The following is a 16,853-nucleotide window of genomic DNA, read 5'->3' as shown; positions in this document are numbered from 1 at the left end:
TCTCCCTACTCTCAGGGAGTTCATCACGTTTTTCACGTTATCTGACATAAAAAATCAGCCACCTGAGCTGACCCCCTACATGCGTTACCAGATACTGAGGAATACACTATGCTCGCCGATAAAACTGCCGCGCCCGCTTATGCGCAGCGCAAAACGACGTCCGGTTTCCGCCTGGCGTTCATTTTGGTCACCACGCTGTTTTTCCTGTGGGGTTTATCCTACGGGTTGCTGGATGTCCTGAATAAACATTTCCAGGAAGTCTTACACGTCAATAAAGCCCAGTCTGGCCTGTTACAGGCCGCCTATTTCGGGGCATATTTTATCATCGCCCTGCCTGCCGGTTTCTTCATGGACAGGTTTGGCTATAAAGCCGGGATCCTGGTCGGATTATGTCTCTATGCACTGGGCGCGCTGTTGTTTGTGCCTGCCGCCTCCGCAGGCAGTTTCGCTATGTTCCTGTTCGCGCTGTTCGTGATCGCCCTCGGTCTGGGCTGTCTCGAAACCGCCGCTAACCCGTTCGCTACCGTGCTGGGCGATCCGGCCGGAGCAGAACGTCGCCTGAACCTTTCTCAGTCATTCAATGGTTTAGGACAGTTTATCGGCCCGATTATCGGCGGTTCGCTGTTCTTCTCTGCCACGCAAGGCACCACGGCGGACGGCTTGTCATCTGTAAAAACTACCTACGTCGCCATCGCCGTGTTAGTGCTTCTGATTGCCTTCCTGTTCGGGCGCACCAAATTGCCGGATATTCGTGAGCAAAGCGCGGCCGGGGATCAGGGTGGCGGAAAAGGATTATGGCAGCATGCCCATTTCACCGGTGGTGTGATTGCACAATTCTTCTACGTCGCGGCCCAGGTAGGTGTCGGCGCGTTCTTCATTAACTACACCACCGAACACTGGCACACGCTGTCGAATCAGAATGCGTCTTACCTGCTTTCCGTCGGTATGGTAAGTTTTATGGTTGGCCGTTTCTTCAGTACCTGGCTGATGGGCTTTGTCCGTCCGGCCACGCTGCTGGTAGTTTACGCCATCATTAATATTGTGCTGTGCGGCGTGGTGGTCGCGGGGATTGATAACGTGTCGGTGATTGCACTGGTGGCGATTTTCTTCTTCATGTCGATCATGTTCCCGACCATTTTTGCAATGGGTGTCAAGAATATGGGCAAACAGACCAAACGCGCCAGCTCTGTGATGATCATGGCGATTGTGGGTGGCGCGGTGATGCCATACCTGATGGGTGCGATTGCCGATCACTACAACACCGCGATTTCCTATGCGCTGCCGATGGTATGCTTCGCCGTGGTGCTTTTCTACGCCCTGAAGCAGCGTGCGAAAGCGGCAAATTGAGAAAGTTGTAATATAAACAATCTGATGGCTACACCTCACCACCGCCCCTCCTTAATATCCTTCAGGCGTTAAGGAGGGGCGGCAACTCTGAAAACCACACCCTGAGTTTTAACATTCCTGTCATCCCGGATGAAAAAATCCTGCTTATACTTCATCGCGTATGAAGCTGGTTAATAACGCTGAAGGGTAAAAATATGTCGATTCGTTCATTGCAGGCACTCTGTTTAACCCGTTTTTTATTGCGGATGTTCGTGACGGGCTTGGGCCCTTTTTGGGGATCTTTTTGACGCATCGAAAAACAAGCGTCTGATTCGGGTACTGCGTCTGCCTCAAAAAGTACTGCGATCCTCTTTCTGATCCCTCATGAATTTTTCTCATGTTCAGTGAATTTAAATCACTTTTTTTCACTCAATGACTCAGGCATAAAAGAGTCATCGCGATTCACTCTTAAAAATATGAAGGCTACTGAAATAATTTAGGTTTTTCAGCAGCCAGGACACCTGATAAAAATGAAAAAAGAAATTACATTCACTATTAAAAGCCTTCGTTTTGACGAAGACTATAACCCCTCGGAAAATACGCGTATTACGACTAACTTTGCCAATCTGGCAAGGGGTGAAAAACGCCAGGAAAACCTGCGCAACACCTTAGTGATGATTGACAATCGTTTCAATTCACTGGCGCATTGGGACAACCCTGTGGGTGACCGCTACTCCGTTGAACTCGATATCATTACAGCCCAGTTAAACATTAATATTGCAGGGAAGAGCGACGTTTTTCCGGTGATTGAAGTATTAAAAACCACTATCGTTGATAAAAAAACCCATGAACGTTTTGACGGTATTTTAGGTAATAATTTTTCTTCTTATGTACGGGATTATGATTTTAGCGTTTTACTGCCGGAGCATAATAAGAATAAATCCGGATTTAGCCTGCCGGATGATTTTGGTGTATTACACGGTGATATCTTTAAGCGTTTCATTAATTCCGATATTTACAAAGAATTCTTTAATAAAACACCCGTTATTTGCCTGAGCGTCTCAAGTAAAAACACTTATTACCGTACCGGCAATCAACATCCTGTATTAGGCATCGAATATCAGCAGGACGAACCTTCCCTGACTGATGAATATTTCGCCAAGATGGGATTGCGGGCGCGATACTTCATGCCTGAAAACAGCGTTGCGCCTTTGGCGTTTTACTTCAGTGGCGATTTGCTCAGCGATTACACCAATCTTGAGCTGATCAGTACCATCAGCACGATGGAGACTTTCCAGAAGATATACCGCCCTGAAATTTACAATGCTAACTCCGCGGCCGGAAAACAGTATCAGCCAAGCCTGAATTTCCAGGATTATTCATTAACCCGGATTGTTTATGACCGGGAAGAACGTAGCCAGCTGGCTGTTGAGCAGGGGAAATTTACCGAGGAACATTTTATTAAACCTTACCAAACTGTTCTTAAACAATGGTCTGCTCATTCCGTTCTTTGATTTACTAAAAATATAAGGTCACCTGTGATGAAAAAATTATTACCGACATCGACTGCGGGCAGTTTACCTAAGCCCTCCTGGATTGCGCAGCCGGAGACACTCTGGTCACCCTGGAAGCTTGAAGGTCAGGAGTTACTCGACGGCAAAAAAGATGCGCTGCGTTTGTGTCTGGAAGATCAGCAACAGGCAGGTATTGATATCGTCAGCGATGGCGAGCAAACGCGCCAGCATTTCGTCACGACCTTTATTGAGCACCTCAACGGCGTTGATTTCGAGAACCGCGAGATCGTTAAGATTCGCAACCGTTATGAAGCCAGTGTGCCGACTGTTGTTGGCCCGGTCAGTCGTCAAAAGGCCGTTTTTGTCGAAGATGCGAAGTTTTTGCGCCAGCAAACAACACAGCCGATCAAATGGGCTCTTCCGGGGCCGATGACCATGATCGACACGCTCTATGATAATCACTATAAAAGTCGCGAAAAACTCGCCTGGGAATTCGCTAAAATTCTCAATGAAGAAGCCCGGGAATTAGAGGCTGTGGGTGTCGATATTATCCAGTTTGATGAACCGGCATTTAACGTGTTCTTCGATGAAGTGAACGACTGGGGTATTGCCACATTAGAAAGAGCCATTGAAGGGCTGAAATGTGAAACGGCTGTCCACATCTGCTACGGCTATGGTATCAAAGCCAATACAGACTGGAAAAAAACGCTGGGAACAGAGTGGAGACAATACGAAGAGATTTTCCCAAAACTACAAAAATCTAATATCGATATTATTTCACTGGAATGTCATCACTCCCATGTTCCGATGGAGCTGATGGAGCTGATCCGGGGTAAAAAAGTGATGGTCGGTGCTATCGATGTGGCAACCAATACTATTGAAACACCCGAGGAAGTCGCCGCTACGCTTCGAAAAGCACTGCAATATGTTGACGCCGACAAACTCTATCCTTGCACCAACTGCGGCATGATCCCATTACCGCGTGGCGCAGCAAGAGGCAAGTTAGATGCGTTAAGTGCCGGCGCAGAAATCGTCCGGAAAGAACTGCTGGCGAAGTAAATTCACCCGATTGCATCAATCTGAAGAGAATTCAGCCCGGATCAGGCGGTCAGACCAGAAGCCTGCCGGGCTGAGTGATAAACAGATCATGCCCCGTTATTGCTTCACCAGCACCGGCTGTTCGCGATAATCCGCCGGGAAATGCTGTTTTAAGTCGTTAATTTTTGGCAGGTCGTTCACCACGATGTACGGATAATCCGGATTATCGTTTAAAAAGTTCTGGTGATAAGCCTCTGCCGGATAAAAGTGTGCACTGCTTTCCACTTTTGTCACCAGCGGCTCGCTGTAACTGTGGCTGGCATCGAGCTGAGCGATATACGCTTTCGCCACTTCTGCCTGAGCCTGACTGAGCGGGAAAACCGCCGAGCGATACTGACTGCCGGTATCCGGACCCTGACGGTTTAACTCTGTCGGGTTATGCCCCACCGAGAAGAAAATATGCAGCAGTTCGCCATACGTCACCTGCGACGGATCAAAGGTAATTTTGACCGATTCTGCGTGGCCGGTATCGCCGGTACTCACCTGTTCATAACTCGCCGTTCGCGCGTCGCCGCCCGCATAACCGGACACCGCGCTGGTCACGCCTTTCACGTGTTGAAACACGCCCTGAATTCCCCAGAAACAGCCACCGGCAAACAACGCCGTCTCGCTGTGCGACGTACCCGCAGGTTCATCTTTTGCCGGTGCGGGGATTACCACCGCCGGTTCAGCGCCCCCGCCCCATGACCAGGCATTATTTTGGAACGCGAACGCTGACGCCAGCACCAGTCCGGCGATCAGACTGTAATGACGCATTTTTTTCGATGCAATTTTCATGGGTAATTTCCTGACTGATTAAGCTTTTGGAGTGAACGTCATCGCCAGCCCGTTCATGCAATAGCGCAGGCCGGTCGGCTGCGGACCGTCATCAAACACATGCCCCAGATGTCCGCCACACCGGCGACAATGCACTTCATCGCGAACCATACCGAGCGAGGTATCCCGGCTGGTTTGCGCGGCGTTGCCCAGAGGTTTCCAGAAACTCGGCCAGCCGGTATGGCTGTCGAATTTGGTCGCCGAGGAGAAAAGAGCAAGATTGCAGCCTGCACAGGCAAATTCACCCACCCGGTGTTCGTCATTTAACGGGCTGGAATAAGGCCGTTCAGTGCCCGCCTCACGCAAAATGCGGTATTGATCATCGCTGAGGCGCTGATGCCACTGAGCCTCAGTGAGCATAATGTCGAATTTCGCAGTTTTCGCCTGTGCGTCGGCGCTGCGGGAAAACAGTGAGGGGACCAGCCCCATCAGCGCAGCGGCCGAGACCGCACCACTGCCCAGCAGGAAATTACGTCTGTTAATCATTGTTGCCACCGTTGCGGTTACTGTCGATGACATCAGACTACAAGGGGAGGGATTACGGAATCCTCGCGGAGAGTTAACGGTTTTGTGATAAGTAGGAGATTGCCGCTGTGCGGTGCCAGCGAGCGGAGCGCGAAGTAGAAAAGCGGGGAGAGATCCAAGAGAGGGAAGTGCTTTCCCTCTCTTGGGCAGTTTCGGCGCAGCGCGTTGTGCGATCACCGCTATTGAAAAACCGAAACTGTCACCCTTCTGTTCCAGGCAGCCGCCCCGTTGCAGCGGCCATCTGCAACCAGATTACAAAATCGCCCGTGCAGCCGGGTCTGCCCCCTCCCGCACAAACACAGGAATTTCACTCATTGGGGCGGCGACCCTAATCGCTCTTCCCCCTTCATAGCGTTCTCCATTCAGCGCCACCCACGTTTCTCCCGCCGGTAACCACACTTCCCGCTCGCGCTGACCGGCGTACAACACCGGGGCGACCAGAATATCGGCGCCAAGCATATACTGATCTTCCACCTGCCAGCTTTCAGCCTGAGCCGGATACTGATAGAACATCGTGCGCATTACAGGATCCCCCTTCTCATGCGCTTCCTGCATCACATGGCTGATGTACGGACGCAGTTTCTCACGCAGGAATAACCCGTTCTTCATCAGCGTGTAATTCTCTTCGCCGTAGCTCCAGACTTCATTTGGTGCGCCGCTGTTGCATTGCGCAATGCCGTCACGCCACGGTTCCGGCGGCTGAATTTGTGGCTCACGGTAACCATGCAGACGCATAACAGGGCAGAACACACCCCACTGGAACCAGCGGATCAGTAACTCCTGAAATATCGGATCATTAACATTCCCGCCCTGGAACCCGCCGATATCCGTCGTCCACCACGGGATACCCGCCAGCCCCATATTCAGGCCAGCGACAATCTGATTACGCAGCGCGTGAAAAGAAGAATGGATATCGCCCGACCACGCCAGCACACCATATCGCTGACTGCCCGCCCAGGCGCAGCGCACCAGATTAACGATCTCATGCTCGCCTTCCTGCTGTAACCCCTCGTAAAAGCCCTGCGCGAACTTCTGCGGATAAATGTTGCCGACTTCCAGCACCGGCCCGAGATGATAGCGATAGTTATCGAAATCATAGGCGCGGTATTCCGGCTCAGCTTCATCCAGCCAGAAGGTACGGATCCCCAAATCGTAATAGTTTTGCTTTACTTTCTCCCAGACAAACTGACGTGCGCCGGGATGTGTGGCGTCAAAGAAGGTGCAGTTGCCAAGGAAATCAAGATTCACCGATACACCACGATCCGTGTTCACCAGGTAACCTTTTGATTTCATCTCCTTATAATTTTCTGTCCGGCTGTCAACCGTCGGCCAGACCGACACCATGGTTTCGATACCCAGTGATTTCAGCTCAGCGACCATCGCTTTCGGATCCGGCCAGTCCACCGGGTCAAAACACCAGGTGCCCTGATTCGGCCAGTGGAAGAAGTCGATGACAATAACCGAAACAGGCAGGTTGCGGCGCTTGTATTCACGCGCGACTTCCAGCACCTCCTGCTGTGTGCGGTAACGCAATTTGCACTGCCAGAAACCCGTGGCATATTCCGGCATCTGCGGCGCGGTGCCGGTTGCACGGCCATACTGATGCATGATCTCAGCGGGCGTATCGCCAGCGGTGATCCAGTAATCCATCTGCTCCGTGACCTGCGCTTCCCAGCGGGTAATATTTTTGCCGAATGTCGCCTCACCAATCGCCGGATTGTTCCACAACATGCCATACCCCAGACTCGAAAGCATAAACGGCACACTGGCCTGGGAGTTTCGCTGTGCCAGTTCCAGTGTGCAGCCTTTCAGATCCAGACAATTTTGCTGGTATTGCCCCATGCCATAGATTTTCTCATCCGCGCGCGACTCAAAACGTACGGTCAGTTGATGTTTACCGCCGGGAATGGCTTTAAATTCGCGGGCATCCATCTTTAGCGCACTGATGTATTTGTCCTGACTTTTCTCCGTCGCACCGATGCCGACGGTGGAACGCTGACGCCAGAATTCCTCAAGGATCAGCTCGCCGCGTGAGTTATAAAACGCCAGTTGCCCTTTGATATTCACCGATGCTGTGATGTTGCCGTTGCGCAGCGTCAGGGTTTCTGCGCTGCGGCTGATCTCAGCTTGTGGCTGAACATCCGCTGGCAGTAGCGCCCATAACGAATCATTGAGCTCAGGCCGGCAGGTGGCTCGCACGCGCAGGCTGTTTTCGCCCCAGGGCTCAATCACCAGCGTTTGTTGATCGAAATGCCAGAGGATACGGTTTTTTTCGGCGATTAATTCGCTCATGCGGACTCCTGTGTATGCAAGGTGGCCTGACGTTCAGGCTCATGTTCCCGGGAAATTTTGGACTGATTAATCTGTTTCATGGTGGCGTCATTGAGTTTGTACCAGCGCATCGACAATGCACTGAACATCGACAAGATGCCCGGCACCAGTGAGAACAATGCGATAATCGACAACATCGCGACGGTATTCTGCTGGGCAGCATGGGGCACGTAACCGCTTATGCCCAGTGTCCAGCCGACCACCGCTCCGCTCACCGCCATCCCCATTTTGAGGATCGCCAGCAAAGTGGAGAACACCGTGCCATCCATGCGCTTGCCTTGCTTGTATTCGCCGTAATCCACCACGTCAGACATCATCACCCACATCAGTGTGGTAGTGACCTGATAGAAGGTTGAAACCAGCAACGTCATGCCCACCAGCAGGGAAATCCATGCCGGAACGAAGAAAATCGCCGCGCTCAGCGCACCGGTCAGCACCGCGCACAGCGTGAAGGCCGCGAGTTTGCTGCGGTTGCGGGTCAGCGGTTTTACCAGCAAACTGCCGAGACTCTTACCCACAATATGTGCAGCCAGCAGCCACATAAAGTAGCTGGCGTGGCCAAGATAATAGGTGACGTAGTACATCATCGCGCCGAGGCGTACTACGCCGAAGGAGATATTGAAGAAGATCAGCGCCGCCACCACGCGCCACTGGTCGTTACGCACTAAATCACGTAAATCGGAGAGAAAATTCTCGTGCGTCGGCGGCGCACTGATACGTTCTTTGGTGTTTAAAAAACACAACAGGAACATCACCACGGCGATCGACGCCATGATTGCCATCGCACCAAAATAGCCGTCAAGTTTATTGCCGCCACCCATCATCTCTGCCAGCGGCATCATCAGGAAGGTGGACATTGCGCCACCCAGCGTGGCAAGGAAGAACCGATAGGATTGCAGGGAAATACGCTGGGTATTATCAGGCGTGATGATCGCGCCCATCGAGCAATAAGGAATGTTGATGGCGGTATACATCAGCATCATCACGCAATAGGTGACACTGGCGTATACCATCTTTCCGCCCAAGGTCAGGGATTCCGGTACCGCATAAACCAGCAAACAGCTGGCTCCGAAAGGTAACGCCAGCCAGAGAATATAAGGCCGGAATTTACCGAAACGCGTTTGCGTCCGGTCAGCGATCAGCCCCATCGCGGGGTCCACAATGGCGTCAGCGACGCGGGCAACCAGAAACATTGTTCCGACAAATACTGCCGGTAATCCCACAACATCGGTGTAATAAAACGTCAAAAATATAATCACATTATCCAGGCCAATATGGCTCGCCATATCCCCCAGACCGTAGCTCACCTTTTCTTTTACGGATAGTTTCGCAGTTACGGATAGTTTCGCAGTCATTTTTCGTCCTGCCTTTTGTAGGGTTAAACATAAAAAAGTCAGTCCGTCCGTGGTCCGAGGACTTGTTATAGAATGGTTAAAAGAGAGCGACAATTGCGAGATATCATAAATTTCTTATGATTTTTGATTTGTGTGATACCGGTAACATGATGAGATCCGTTTAGTAGAACACACTCCGGATGTTCGTCTGGTCAGGAGAATCGGCCTGAGAGACAGGCTGATTCTCCTTTACAAGAAAAGCGCTTTGTTCTTATGAGAATAATCCTTCTCTTATGCCCTTTTTGAGAACCCTGCGATAGCTTGTCACATTCGTTCTTCAGAGATTGCTAAGATAGAGTCAGACCAATAAGAAATTCGGGAAATGATGATGAGCACACAATTGAGACAGGAAGCCTTTCACTTAATGCGTAAGGTATTCCAGCAACACACTGCGAGATGGCAGCAGTGCATCCCGGAACTGACGAAACCGCAGTATGCAGTGTTACGCGCTATTGCTGAAAACCCCGGAATTGAGCAGGTCCAACTCACGGATGTCGCCTTCAGCAGTAAAGCGACACTGGCTGAAATGCTGGCACGTCTTGAAACACGCGGGCTGCTGATCCGTGCAGCCGATCCGGCAGATAAACGCCGGCGTTTTATTACACTGACGGCGGAGGGGAAAGCGGTTCTCGCGAAAATCCGGCCCGCCGGTCAGCAGGTAGATACTGAATTTCTGGCAAGACTTTCTCCGGACGATCAACAGCATTTAGTCCGTCTGCTGAAGTCGATGATGGAGGATTCAGTATAACTTTGCCGTAAAACCTTGTGGCTTGATTACGTGAAGGCCGCTTCGTTCCATAATTCCGGTCATTAATCTGCATTCAGCGCCGTATTGCCCCAAAAGGTACTAAGGCACTCTTGCACCGTCCCGATGATGAATGCTCACCAATAATAAGCCTCTGAAAATCAATTTATTACGATTTCCGCTAATTGTTTTCGGTGCTAATTGTTTTCGGCGATTGATGGGCATAACTATACCCTCACTGTTAAATGGGACTTATCAAAATGGCAATACCCGCTTACCTATGGCTTAAAGATGACGGCGGCGCACACTGACAACTGGAAGTATCAAACGCCTCAAATTCTCCTATGTCGATAATCCTGGGGCATTTGTGGCGCGCTGGATCCCTTTCCCAGGTGTTGTAATTCCTGCGAGTGACATATCTCAAATTGTTTGGAAAAGCACCCGTCGTTACAACACCAGTGCGAGAGAGAATGACCGCTTATGGTGAATAATCAGGATGTCATAGATTGGTATAGCTCAAGATGGAATAAGACAGGTAAATGGCCTGTCACGATTGACACCAGCCTTACGACCGGACGCTATGTCTGGGTGTGGGAGACAGGCGAAGAAATCATGTATTATCAGTAAGTTAATCCGGAAAACTTACTCAACAGTGTACGGGCAACGCCCTGGGCATTCAGCCCGCGGATAGTGTTACAGCTGGGTCAGATTATGCAGAAAATCCTGAGTCTGCTTGGGTGATGTCAGACGAACAAAGCGAACATGCTGCCAGTCAGGATCGTTAAACAATGCCTGATATTGACGCCGGTTTTTCGCATAAGTTTTCAACGTCCAGAGAATAATCGAATCCCGGCTGAAGAAGCTCTTACGAAACGACTCACGGTTCCCTGTGCCTGCCCAGATTTCCTTTTGTCCCCATGCCCGGGTGACGGCGCGTTTCACCGCCTGATATAACGTACGTCCGAACGAATAATCTACCCACACGATCATATCGATCTGGCGCCATTTCACTGCCTGCGTACGTTTGTAATTTCCGTCAATCACCCAGCCGTCACTGGCCGCCAGTTTTTCTGCCAGACGGGCAAAAAATTCGTCATCCGGCGTGCCCTGCCAGTCCGGACGCCAGAACAGCGCATCCAGTTCAATATAAGGAATATTCAGTTTCTGAGAAATATTGCGTGCAAGCGTGGATTTCCCGCTTCCGCTGGTGCCAATGACATTGATTTTCACCGTATGACTCCTTATCTACTGTCGGATATTGCCTATGACCCGAGCAAAAAAGGCGCATATTTTGCCGCACTCCATTTCAGTTGTACAGGAAGATAAATTCACGCTCTGAACCATTACGCGCGGAACTTAATTGTTACGTGAATGTATTAACACACCAGAACGATGAACTTTTTGTGCTTTTTTTAGATTGCTAGCAACAAAGTTTAAGATATTTTACGACCATACCTGTACAGATTTGAAATCTTTGTATAACTTTCTGTTACCCCTGCTTCATCATTAGTCCGTCTTTTACGGGCGTGTTCAGCCTGGCCTTTGGAAGGAAAATTGGATTTCCCTTCTTCCAAAGGTTTTTTTCTCGGCTGGGATTTCGTGATGCGCAATTCAATGATCAGATGAGTCAGGGCCGGAAATTGTGAAGAGAAACTTCACAATACTCTCTTTTCTGACTGGTAATAGGCACTTTTCACATGAGACAAGTCTGCTGAAAAGTTTAAGGAGGTCTACATGCAAATCGAAGCAGAACATACAGTTACAGAAATCAGTGATTATTTAAATGTTCGGGAAACGCCGACATTAAGCGAAGTGGAGATCCTCGGGACTATCGTTTCAGGACTTCTCTCCAGCCATTATCCGGTAAGCAATAAGGCCATCATTGAAGGTCTGGTGCGTCAGCTGGAACAGGAGACCAACGTCAGTAATCAGCAAGCTTGTCGCAACTTGTTAGAGCTGGTGTTGCTTTCAACGCAGGATGATGTGATCTAAAAATATTACCGGCCTGTTAAGGCATGATATTAACAGGCCGGAGTGCAATCATTTTTTTATTAAAGCGTTTTCAGCGTCGCTGCAATGACATCTTTAACTGGCGTAGTCGGACGACCAATCAGTTTGCTCAATGTATAGGAATCATCAAACAAGCCGCCTTTCCCGGCACCCGCATCAGAATCAGCCAGCATATTCGCCAGACCTTCCGGTAAACCGGCCCCGAGCAGCGCTTTGGCAAAATCCGCCTCCGGCAGGTTGATATAATCGACTTTTTTACCGGACTGACGGGCAATTTCGGCAGTGAATTCAGCCAGCGTGTAGGCATCATCCCCGGCCAGTTCGTAGATTTTACCGGCCTGATTTTCCTGGGTCAGTACTGCGGCGGCGGCTTCAGCATAATCCTGACGCGCAGCGGAAGAGATTTTTCCTTCACCCACTGAACCAATAAACGCGTTATGTGCCAGCGCCGGGGCAATACTTGCCGCATAGTTTTCGGTATACCAACCGTTACGCAACAGCACGAAGGGCACGCCAGATTCGCTTAATGCTTTTTCGGTCGCACGGTGTTCAACACCCAGTCCCAGCGGACTTTTGTCTGCATGAAGCAGGCTGGTGTAGGCCAGCAATTTCACGCCTGCGCGTTTTGCTGCGTCGATGACCGCATTATGTTGTGCTTCACGCTGACCGACTTCACTGGAAGAAATCAGCAGCAGTTTTTCGACACCTTCAAAAGCCGAATCCAGTGTGGCGGGCTGGCTGTAATCGGCCTGACGTACCTGTATACCCTGCTCTGCCAGGTCCTGCGCTTTTTGCGGATTACGTACCGCAGCAATTATCTGATGAGCAGGCACTTTTTTCAAAAGTGCGGCAATAACGAGGCGGCCTAACTGGCCGGTAGCACCGGTAACTGCGATCATAGTGGTTTCTCCAAAAAGTCTTCGACAGAAAAGTTATACTTTAAAGACGCTAAAAGCGTCGCCGTAAGCACATCCTATGCGATATACTAACTTTTCGTAAGTACGCACCCAAAGGTTAGTATGAAAATAATTTCTTCCGGACAACCCGCTGAACGTTTACCACTGACAGAGCAAATCCGCCGGGGCGAAGTGCTGGATCCCAACTGCCCGTCGCGCGAAATTCTACGCCACATCACCAGCCGCTGGGGCTTACTGATCCTGATCGCCCTCAGCGATAATACGTTGCGCTTTAGCGAGCTGCGTCGCAAAGTCGGTGGTGTCAGTGAAAAAATGCTGGCGCAGACTTTACAATCCCTTGAAGAAGACGGTTTCATCGACCGCCGCGCTTATCCGGTGGTGCCACCACATGTGGAATATTCTCTGACCCCGCTCGGCGTTGAAGTAAAAGATCAGGTTGCCGGACTCGCAGACTGGCTGGAGTCGAATCTGCATCGTGTGATGAAACAGCGTAGCTTGCATATTGCAGGCACGCAGTAATTAACAAAAAAACTTAACAAGTCCCCAAAAATTCTCACCTATCATTGATTCAACCCACCGACTAACATCATTTCATTGATTCGATAAACCCTTTTATTTTAATCAGCTGAGGTGATGTATGTCCCTGTCCCAGCCCCACCAGCAACATGTCACGCTCGTTATTACCCACAAGATTGCGCCAGCCAGCGAAACACAATACGAGGCCTGGCTGAATAAAATTATGCCGCAAGCCAGCACCTTTCCGGGCCATCTGGGCGTCAACGTTATACGCCCGAACCGCAGCGGCGATGCTTACACCATTCTGGTGCGTTTCGACACGCTGGAAAATCTCAACGCATGGCATAACTCGGATCTGCGTAAACAACTGGTCGCCGAAGTCAGCCCGCTGTTATTGCAAAACGACAACACCGAGGTGCGTCCCGGCGCCGAATTCTGGTTCACCCCGCCAAGTGCGAATGTCCGCCCGCCAGCACGCTGGAAACAATATCTGCTGACATTAGGGGTGATTTACCCATCGACTCACATTGTGCCCTGGTTTTGGGGGCAGCTTTTGCCGCAGCTTAAAGGCACCGAAGGCGGTCATTTACTTAATGACGCTACGGTCGTCGGGCTGGTGGTTTTCCTCTGGATGCCGATCGTTACACGCGTATTTCATTCATGGCTGACGCGCTCTTCCGCGCAATAACAGGAGATTTTCCAATGAATCCAATAAATAATGTTGCTTCACTGATCCTGCTTAACGGCAAGTTCCATACCGTTGACAGAGAAAAACCGCTGGCAAATGCCGTCGCAATCAAAGACGGTAAATTTCTGGCTGTCGGTACCGAAAATGAAGTGATGCAGTTTGCTGATGCACAGACGCAGGTGGTCGATTTGCACGGCCATACCGCCGTTCCCGGCCTGAATGACTCGCATCTGCACCTGATCCGTGGCGGTCTGAATTATAATCTGGAACTGCGCTGGGAAGGCGTACCTTCACTGGCCGATGCCCTGCGTATGCTCAAAGAACAAGCGCTGCGTACGCCAAGCCCGCAATGGGTGCGCGTCGTCGGTGGCTGGACCGAGTTTCAGTTTGCTGAACGCCGCATGCCTACGCTCGATGAAATTAACCAGGCCGCACCGGATACGCCGGTGTTTATCCTGCATTTATACGACCGTGCCCTGCTCAACCGCGCCGCACTCAAAGTGGTCGGCTATACCAAAGACACGCCAAATCCACCGGGCGGTGAAATTCAGCGTGACAGCAACGGCAATCCGACCGGCATGTTGATCGCCAAACCAAACGCCATGATCCTGTATTCAACGCTGGCAAAAGGTCCGAAACTGCCGCTGGAACAGCAGGTGAATTCCACACGCCAGTTTATGCGTGAGCTGAACCGGCTCGGCCTGACCAGCGCCATAGACGCGGGCGGCGGCTTCCAGAATTATCCTGAGGATTATCAGATCATTGATGAGCTTCATCAGAAAAATCAGCTGACGGTACGCATTGCCTACAACTTGTTTACCCAGCGGCCGCAACACGAGCTGGAAGATTTTGAACTCTGGACTGACATGCTCAAACCTGGCCAGGGTACCGATTTCTACCGTCATAACGGCGCAGGTGAAATGCTGGTATTTTCAGCGGCAGACTTTGAAGACTTCCTGCAACCGCGTCCGGATTTACCGCCGGGAACTGAGGTCGAACTTGAACGCGTGGTGCGTCATCTGGTGGAGCACCGCTGGCCGTTCCGCCTGCATGCAACCTATGACGAATCGATCAGCCGGATGCTGGATGTCTTTGAAAAAGTGAACAGCGATATTCCGTTCAACGGATTGCACTGGTTCTTTGACCACGCGGAAACCATCACCGAACGTAATATTGAGCGCGTCAAAGCGCTGGGCGGTGGCATTGCGGTACAGCATCGTATGGCGTTCCAGGGAGAATATTTTGCTGACCGTTACGGTATCGAAGCCACTAAACATACGCCGCCGGTGGCAAAAATGTTGTCCGCAGGCGTGCCGGTCGGACTGGGTACCGACGCGACCCGCGTTGCCAGTTATAACCCATGGACGGCGCTGTACTGGCTGGTTTCAGGTCGTACAGTAGGCGGCATGGCCATGTATGATGATGAGGCCCGCATTGACCGCGAAACTGCGCTGATGCTGTGGACACAGGGCAGCTCGTGGTTCTCCAGCGAACAGGGCAAGAAAGGTCAGATCAAAGCCGGACAGCTGGCCGATCTGGCGGTGCTTTCCGAAGATTTCTTCAGCGTGCCGGAAGAACGTATCAAGGGTATCGAATCAGTGATGACCGTAGTCGATGGTAAAGTGGTTTATGCTGCCGGCAGCTTCTCGCCTCTGGCTCCGCCAGCGATTCCGGTGCTGCCGGACTGGTCGCCGGTCACCACGGTACCCGGACATTACCGCTCTGCACCGCCACAAGGTGTTGCGCGTGTCGGGCTGGTTCGTCAGGGACATCAGTGCGTTGGCCCGTGCGGCGTGCATAAACACAGCCATGATATTGCCCGGGGTTCTGATGTCCCGGTGTCCGATGACAACGCCTTCTGGGGTGCTTTAGGGTGTTCGTGCTTCTCGTTCTGACCCTTTCAGAACAACATGGAAATGGCCTGTAACGCAGGCCATTTTTCTGTCATCGTATCTTTTGCACTGGCTACGCCATACCCTATTATGAGCATTTGCTCATTAACAGGAACACCATGATGCGTGACCTCCCTCCTACAGCCACACTCCGTGCCTTTGAAGTGGCCACCCGCCACACAACGTTTACCTCAACCGCAGACGAACTGTTTATTACACAAAGTGCGGTCAGCCATCAGCTGAAAAAACTGGAGGAAATCTGGGGCCTGCAACTTTTCCAACGGGGTAAAACCCTTAGCCTGACACCTGCCGGTGCCGCGCTCGCCCCTCTGGTACGGGAATTCTTTAGTAAACTTGAAACCACACTTGCGGATCTGCGTGAACAGAAAGGACGGGTGCGACTGCGTGTCAGCACCACCTATTCTTTCGCCTTAAAGTGGTTGTTACCGCGTCTGCCGGAATTAGCACGTTTGCATCCGGAGATTCTGGTGTCGCTGGAAAGTACGGATAAAGCCATCAACTTCGCCAGCGCAGATTCCGATGTGGCGATCCGTTTCGGACATGGTAATTATGCGGCACTGCATACAGAATTTATGTTCCGCGAACAATTATTTCCGGTGGCCAGCTCCGCTTTTTTAGCCAGCTTTGGTACCCCTTCCGGGCCTGCTGAACTGTTGCGTTTTCCCTTGCTGACGCGTGACGGAGCCGATCTGGTACCGAAATGGGATGCCTGGTTTAAGCTGGTCGGGATAAACACCGATGTGCTGCACGAGAGTGTACGCTTCGCCGATACCAATATGACGATTGAAGCCGCGTTACTGGGACAGGGCATTGCGCTAGCGCGCAGCGGACACGTAGAAAAAGAAATCCGTGAGGGCAGTCTGGTCAGGCTCTTTGACGTCAATTTTCCTTCACCGGCCGCCTATTACTTCGTCTGTCCGCAAGGCATCGAAACGCAGCCACATATCATTAAATTCCGTAACTGGCTGCTGGCCGAGTCACAACAGGCACAGTTAAGTTACCGCTGAAGTATGAATCTTTGCTCATACCCCGATGACAACACTTCACTGTTAATCCGGGG

At 51.1% G+C, this 16,853-nt stretch carries 15 protein-coding genes and 1 pseudogene; 10 read left to right on the top strand and 6 right to left on the bottom strand.

Features of this window, described 5'->3' with window-relative positions; translation table 11 throughout:
* The first annotated feature begins 108 nt into the window (after positions 1–108).
* The 3 genes from fucP to J1781_RS11115 all read left to right on the top strand — a co-directional run bounded on the left by fucP (position 109) and on the right by J1781_RS11115 (position 3,899).
* A complete protein-coding gene (fucP, locus tag J1781_RS11125; protein WP_129953481.1) occupies positions 109–1,347 on the top strand; it encodes an L-fucose:H+ symporter permease in 1,239 nt (412 codons plus the stop codon).
* A gap of 509 nt (positions 1,348–1,856) precedes the next feature.
* Complete coding sequence (locus J1781_RS11120) at positions 1,857–2,840, top strand: DUF1852 domain-containing protein (RefSeq protein ID WP_217233544.1); 984 nt, start codon at positions 1,857–1,859, stop codon at positions 2,838–2,840.
* Positions 2,841–2,867: 27 nt separating this feature from the next.
* A complete protein-coding gene (locus J1781_RS11115) occupies positions 2,868–3,899 on the top strand; it encodes a methionine synthase (protein ID WP_217233543.1) in 1,032 nt (343 codons plus the stop codon).
* A gap of 96 nt (positions 3,900–3,995) precedes the next feature.
* Here J1781_RS11115 and msrA read toward each other — a convergent pair whose 3' ends face one another.
* The 4 genes from msrA to J1781_RS11095 all read right to left on the bottom strand — a co-directional run bounded on the left by msrA (position 3,996) and on the right by J1781_RS11095 (position 8,965).
* The gene (msrA, locus tag J1781_RS11110; RefSeq protein WP_217138948.1) at positions 3,996–4,715 is read right to left on the bottom strand and encodes a peptide-methionine (S)-S-oxide reductase MsrA; all 720 of its coding nucleotides are present in this window, start codon (positions 4,713–4,715) and stop codon (positions 3,996–3,998) included.
* An 18-nt stretch (positions 4,716–4,733) separates the two neighbouring features.
* Positions 4,734–5,240, bottom strand: a complete 507-nt coding sequence (gene msrB / locus J1781_RS11105; RefSeq protein ID WP_217220423.1) for a peptide-methionine (R)-S-oxide reductase MsrB — start codon at positions 5,238–5,240, stop codon at positions 4,734–4,736.
* 291 nt (positions 5,241–5,531) lie between these two features.
* Entirely contained in the window at positions 5,532–7,571 is a 2,040-nt protein-coding gene (locus J1781_RS11100) for a glycoside hydrolase family 31 protein (protein ID WP_217157200.1), read from the bottom strand.
* Positions 7,568–8,965, bottom strand: a complete 1,398-nt coding sequence (locus tag J1781_RS11095; RefSeq protein ID WP_217157198.1) for a glycoside-pentoside-hexuronide (GPH):cation symporter — start codon at positions 8,963–8,965, stop codon at positions 7,568–7,570. The genes J1781_RS11100 and J1781_RS11095 overlap by 4 nt, the downstream gene beginning before the upstream one ends.
* Positions 8,966–9,332: 367 nt before the next feature.
* Between J1781_RS11095 and J1781_RS11090 the strand changes: the two genes are divergently transcribed.
* Both J1781_RS11090 and J1781_RS26490 read left to right on the top strand, forming a co-directional pair.
* Positions 9,333–9,752 carry a MarR family winged helix-turn-helix transcriptional regulator gene (locus J1781_RS11090; protein WP_129953466.1) on the top strand — a complete coding sequence of 140 codons (420 nt, stop codon included), beginning with the start codon at positions 9,333–9,335 and terminating at the stop codon, positions 9,750–9,752.
* Between the two features lie 298 nt (positions 9,753–10,050).
* Positions 10,051–10,236, top strand: a pseudogene (locus J1781_RS26490) (STM2901 family protein); the annotation flags it as partial.
* A gap of 206 nt (positions 10,237–10,442) precedes the next feature.
* Here J1781_RS26490 and J1781_RS11085 read toward each other — a convergent pair.
* A complete protein-coding gene (locus J1781_RS11085; RefSeq protein ID WP_129991062.1) occupies positions 10,443–10,979 on the bottom strand; it encodes a P-loop NTPase family protein in 537 nt (178 codons plus the stop codon).
* A gap of 504 nt (positions 10,980–11,483) precedes the next feature.
* On the opposite strand from J1781_RS11085, the gene J1781_RS11080 reads away from it, so the two are divergent.
* Positions 11,484–11,741, top strand: coding sequence for a biofilm/acid-resistance regulator YmgB/AriR (locus J1781_RS11080; protein WP_129991063.1), 258 nt, complete (start codon positions 11,484–11,486; stop codon positions 11,739–11,741).
* A 59-nt stretch (positions 11,742–11,800) separates the two neighbouring features.
* Here J1781_RS11080 and J1781_RS11075 read toward each other — a convergent pair whose 3' ends face one another.
* The gene (locus tag J1781_RS11075) at positions 11,801–12,658 is read right to left on the bottom strand and encodes an SDR family oxidoreductase (RefSeq protein WP_217233542.1); all 858 of its coding nucleotides are present in this window, start codon (positions 12,656–12,658) and stop codon (positions 11,801–11,803) included.
* Between the two features lie 120 nt (positions 12,659–12,778).
* Here J1781_RS11075 and J1781_RS11070 point away from each other — a divergent pair, with 120 nt between their 5' ends.
* From J1781_RS11070 to gcvA, 4 genes are all read left to right on the top strand, one after another.
* Complete coding sequence (locus J1781_RS11070; protein WP_129953462.1) at positions 12,779–13,195, top strand: winged helix-turn-helix transcriptional regulator; 417 nt, start codon at positions 12,779–12,781, stop codon at positions 13,193–13,195.
* A 118-nt stretch (positions 13,196–13,313) separates the two neighbouring features.
* Positions 13,314–13,880, top strand: coding sequence for an antibiotic biosynthesis monooxygenase (locus J1781_RS11065; protein WP_217233541.1), 567 nt, complete (start codon positions 13,314–13,316; stop codon positions 13,878–13,880).
* Positions 13,881–13,894: 14 nt separating this feature from the next.
* Positions 13,895–15,775, top strand: coding sequence for an amidohydrolase (locus J1781_RS11060; RefSeq protein WP_129991064.1), 1,881 nt, complete (start codon positions 13,895–13,897; stop codon positions 15,773–15,775).
* 119 nt (positions 15,776–15,894) lie between these two features.
* Positions 15,895–16,800 carry a transcriptional regulator GcvA gene (gene gcvA / locus J1781_RS11055; RefSeq protein ID WP_217220435.1) on the top strand — a complete coding sequence of 302 codons (906 nt, stop codon included), beginning with the start codon at positions 15,895–15,897 and terminating at the stop codon, positions 16,798–16,800.
* Positions 16,801–16,853: the final 53 nt, after the last annotated feature.

Source organism: Rahnella perminowiae (assembly GCF_019049695.1).
Lineage (GTDB): Bacteria > Pseudomonadota > Gammaproteobacteria > Enterobacterales > Enterobacteriaceae > Rahnella > Rahnella perminowiae.
This window is presented reverse-complemented; position numbering and strand designations above follow the sequence as displayed.

Bases quoted from the DNA above. Each gene is read 5' to 3' on its own strand.
- J1781_RS11080 (WP_129991063.1), top strand. From the start codon at position 11,484: ATGCAAATCGAAGCAGAACATACAGTTACAGAAATCAGTGATTATTTA.
- J1781_RS11065 (WP_217233541.1), top strand. From the start codon at position 13,314: ATGTCCCTGTCCCAGCCCCACCAGCAACATGTCACGCTCGTTATTACC.
- J1781_RS11100 (WP_217157200.1), bottom strand. From the start codon at position 7,571: ATGAGCGAATTAATCGCCGAAAAAAACCGTATCCTCTGGCATTTCGAT.
- J1781_RS11090 (WP_129953466.1), top strand. From the start codon at position 9,333: ATGAGCACACAATTGAGACAGGAAGCCTTTCACTTAATGCGTAAGGTA.
- J1781_RS11115 (WP_217233543.1), top strand. From the start codon at position 2,868: ATGAAAAAATTATTACCGACATCGACTGCGGGCAGTTTACCTAAGCCC.
- J1781_RS11075 (WP_217233542.1), bottom strand. From the start codon at position 12,658: ATGATCGCAGTTACCGGTGCTACCGGCCAGTTAGGCCGCCTCGTTATT.
- J1781_RS11070 (WP_129953462.1), top strand. From the start codon at position 12,779: ATGAAAATAATTTCTTCCGGACAACCCGCTGAACGTTTACCACTGACA.
- msrB (WP_217220423.1), bottom strand. From the start codon at position 5,240: ATGATTAACAGACGTAATTTCCTGCTGGGCAGTGGTGCGGTCTCGGCC.
- msrA (WP_217138948.1), bottom strand. From the start codon at position 4,715: ATGAAAATTGCATCGAAAAAAATGCGTCATTACAGTCTGATCGCCGGA.
- J1781_RS11060 (WP_129991064.1), top strand. From the start codon at position 13,895: ATGAATCCAATAAATAATGTTGCTTCACTGATCCTGCTTAACGGCAAG.
- J1781_RS11120 (WP_217233544.1), top strand. From the start codon at position 1,857: ATGAAAAAAGAAATTACATTCACTATTAAAAGCCTTCGTTTTGACGAA.
- fucP (WP_129953481.1), top strand. From the start codon at position 109: ATGCTCGCCGATAAAACTGCCGCGCCCGCTTATGCGCAGCGCAAAACG.
- gcvA (WP_217220435.1), top strand. From the start codon at position 15,895: ATGCGTGACCTCCCTCCTACAGCCACACTCCGTGCCTTTGAAGTGGCC.
- J1781_RS11095 (WP_217157198.1), bottom strand. From the start codon at position 8,965: ATGACTGCGAAACTATCCGTAACTGCGAAACTATCCGTAAAAGAAAAG.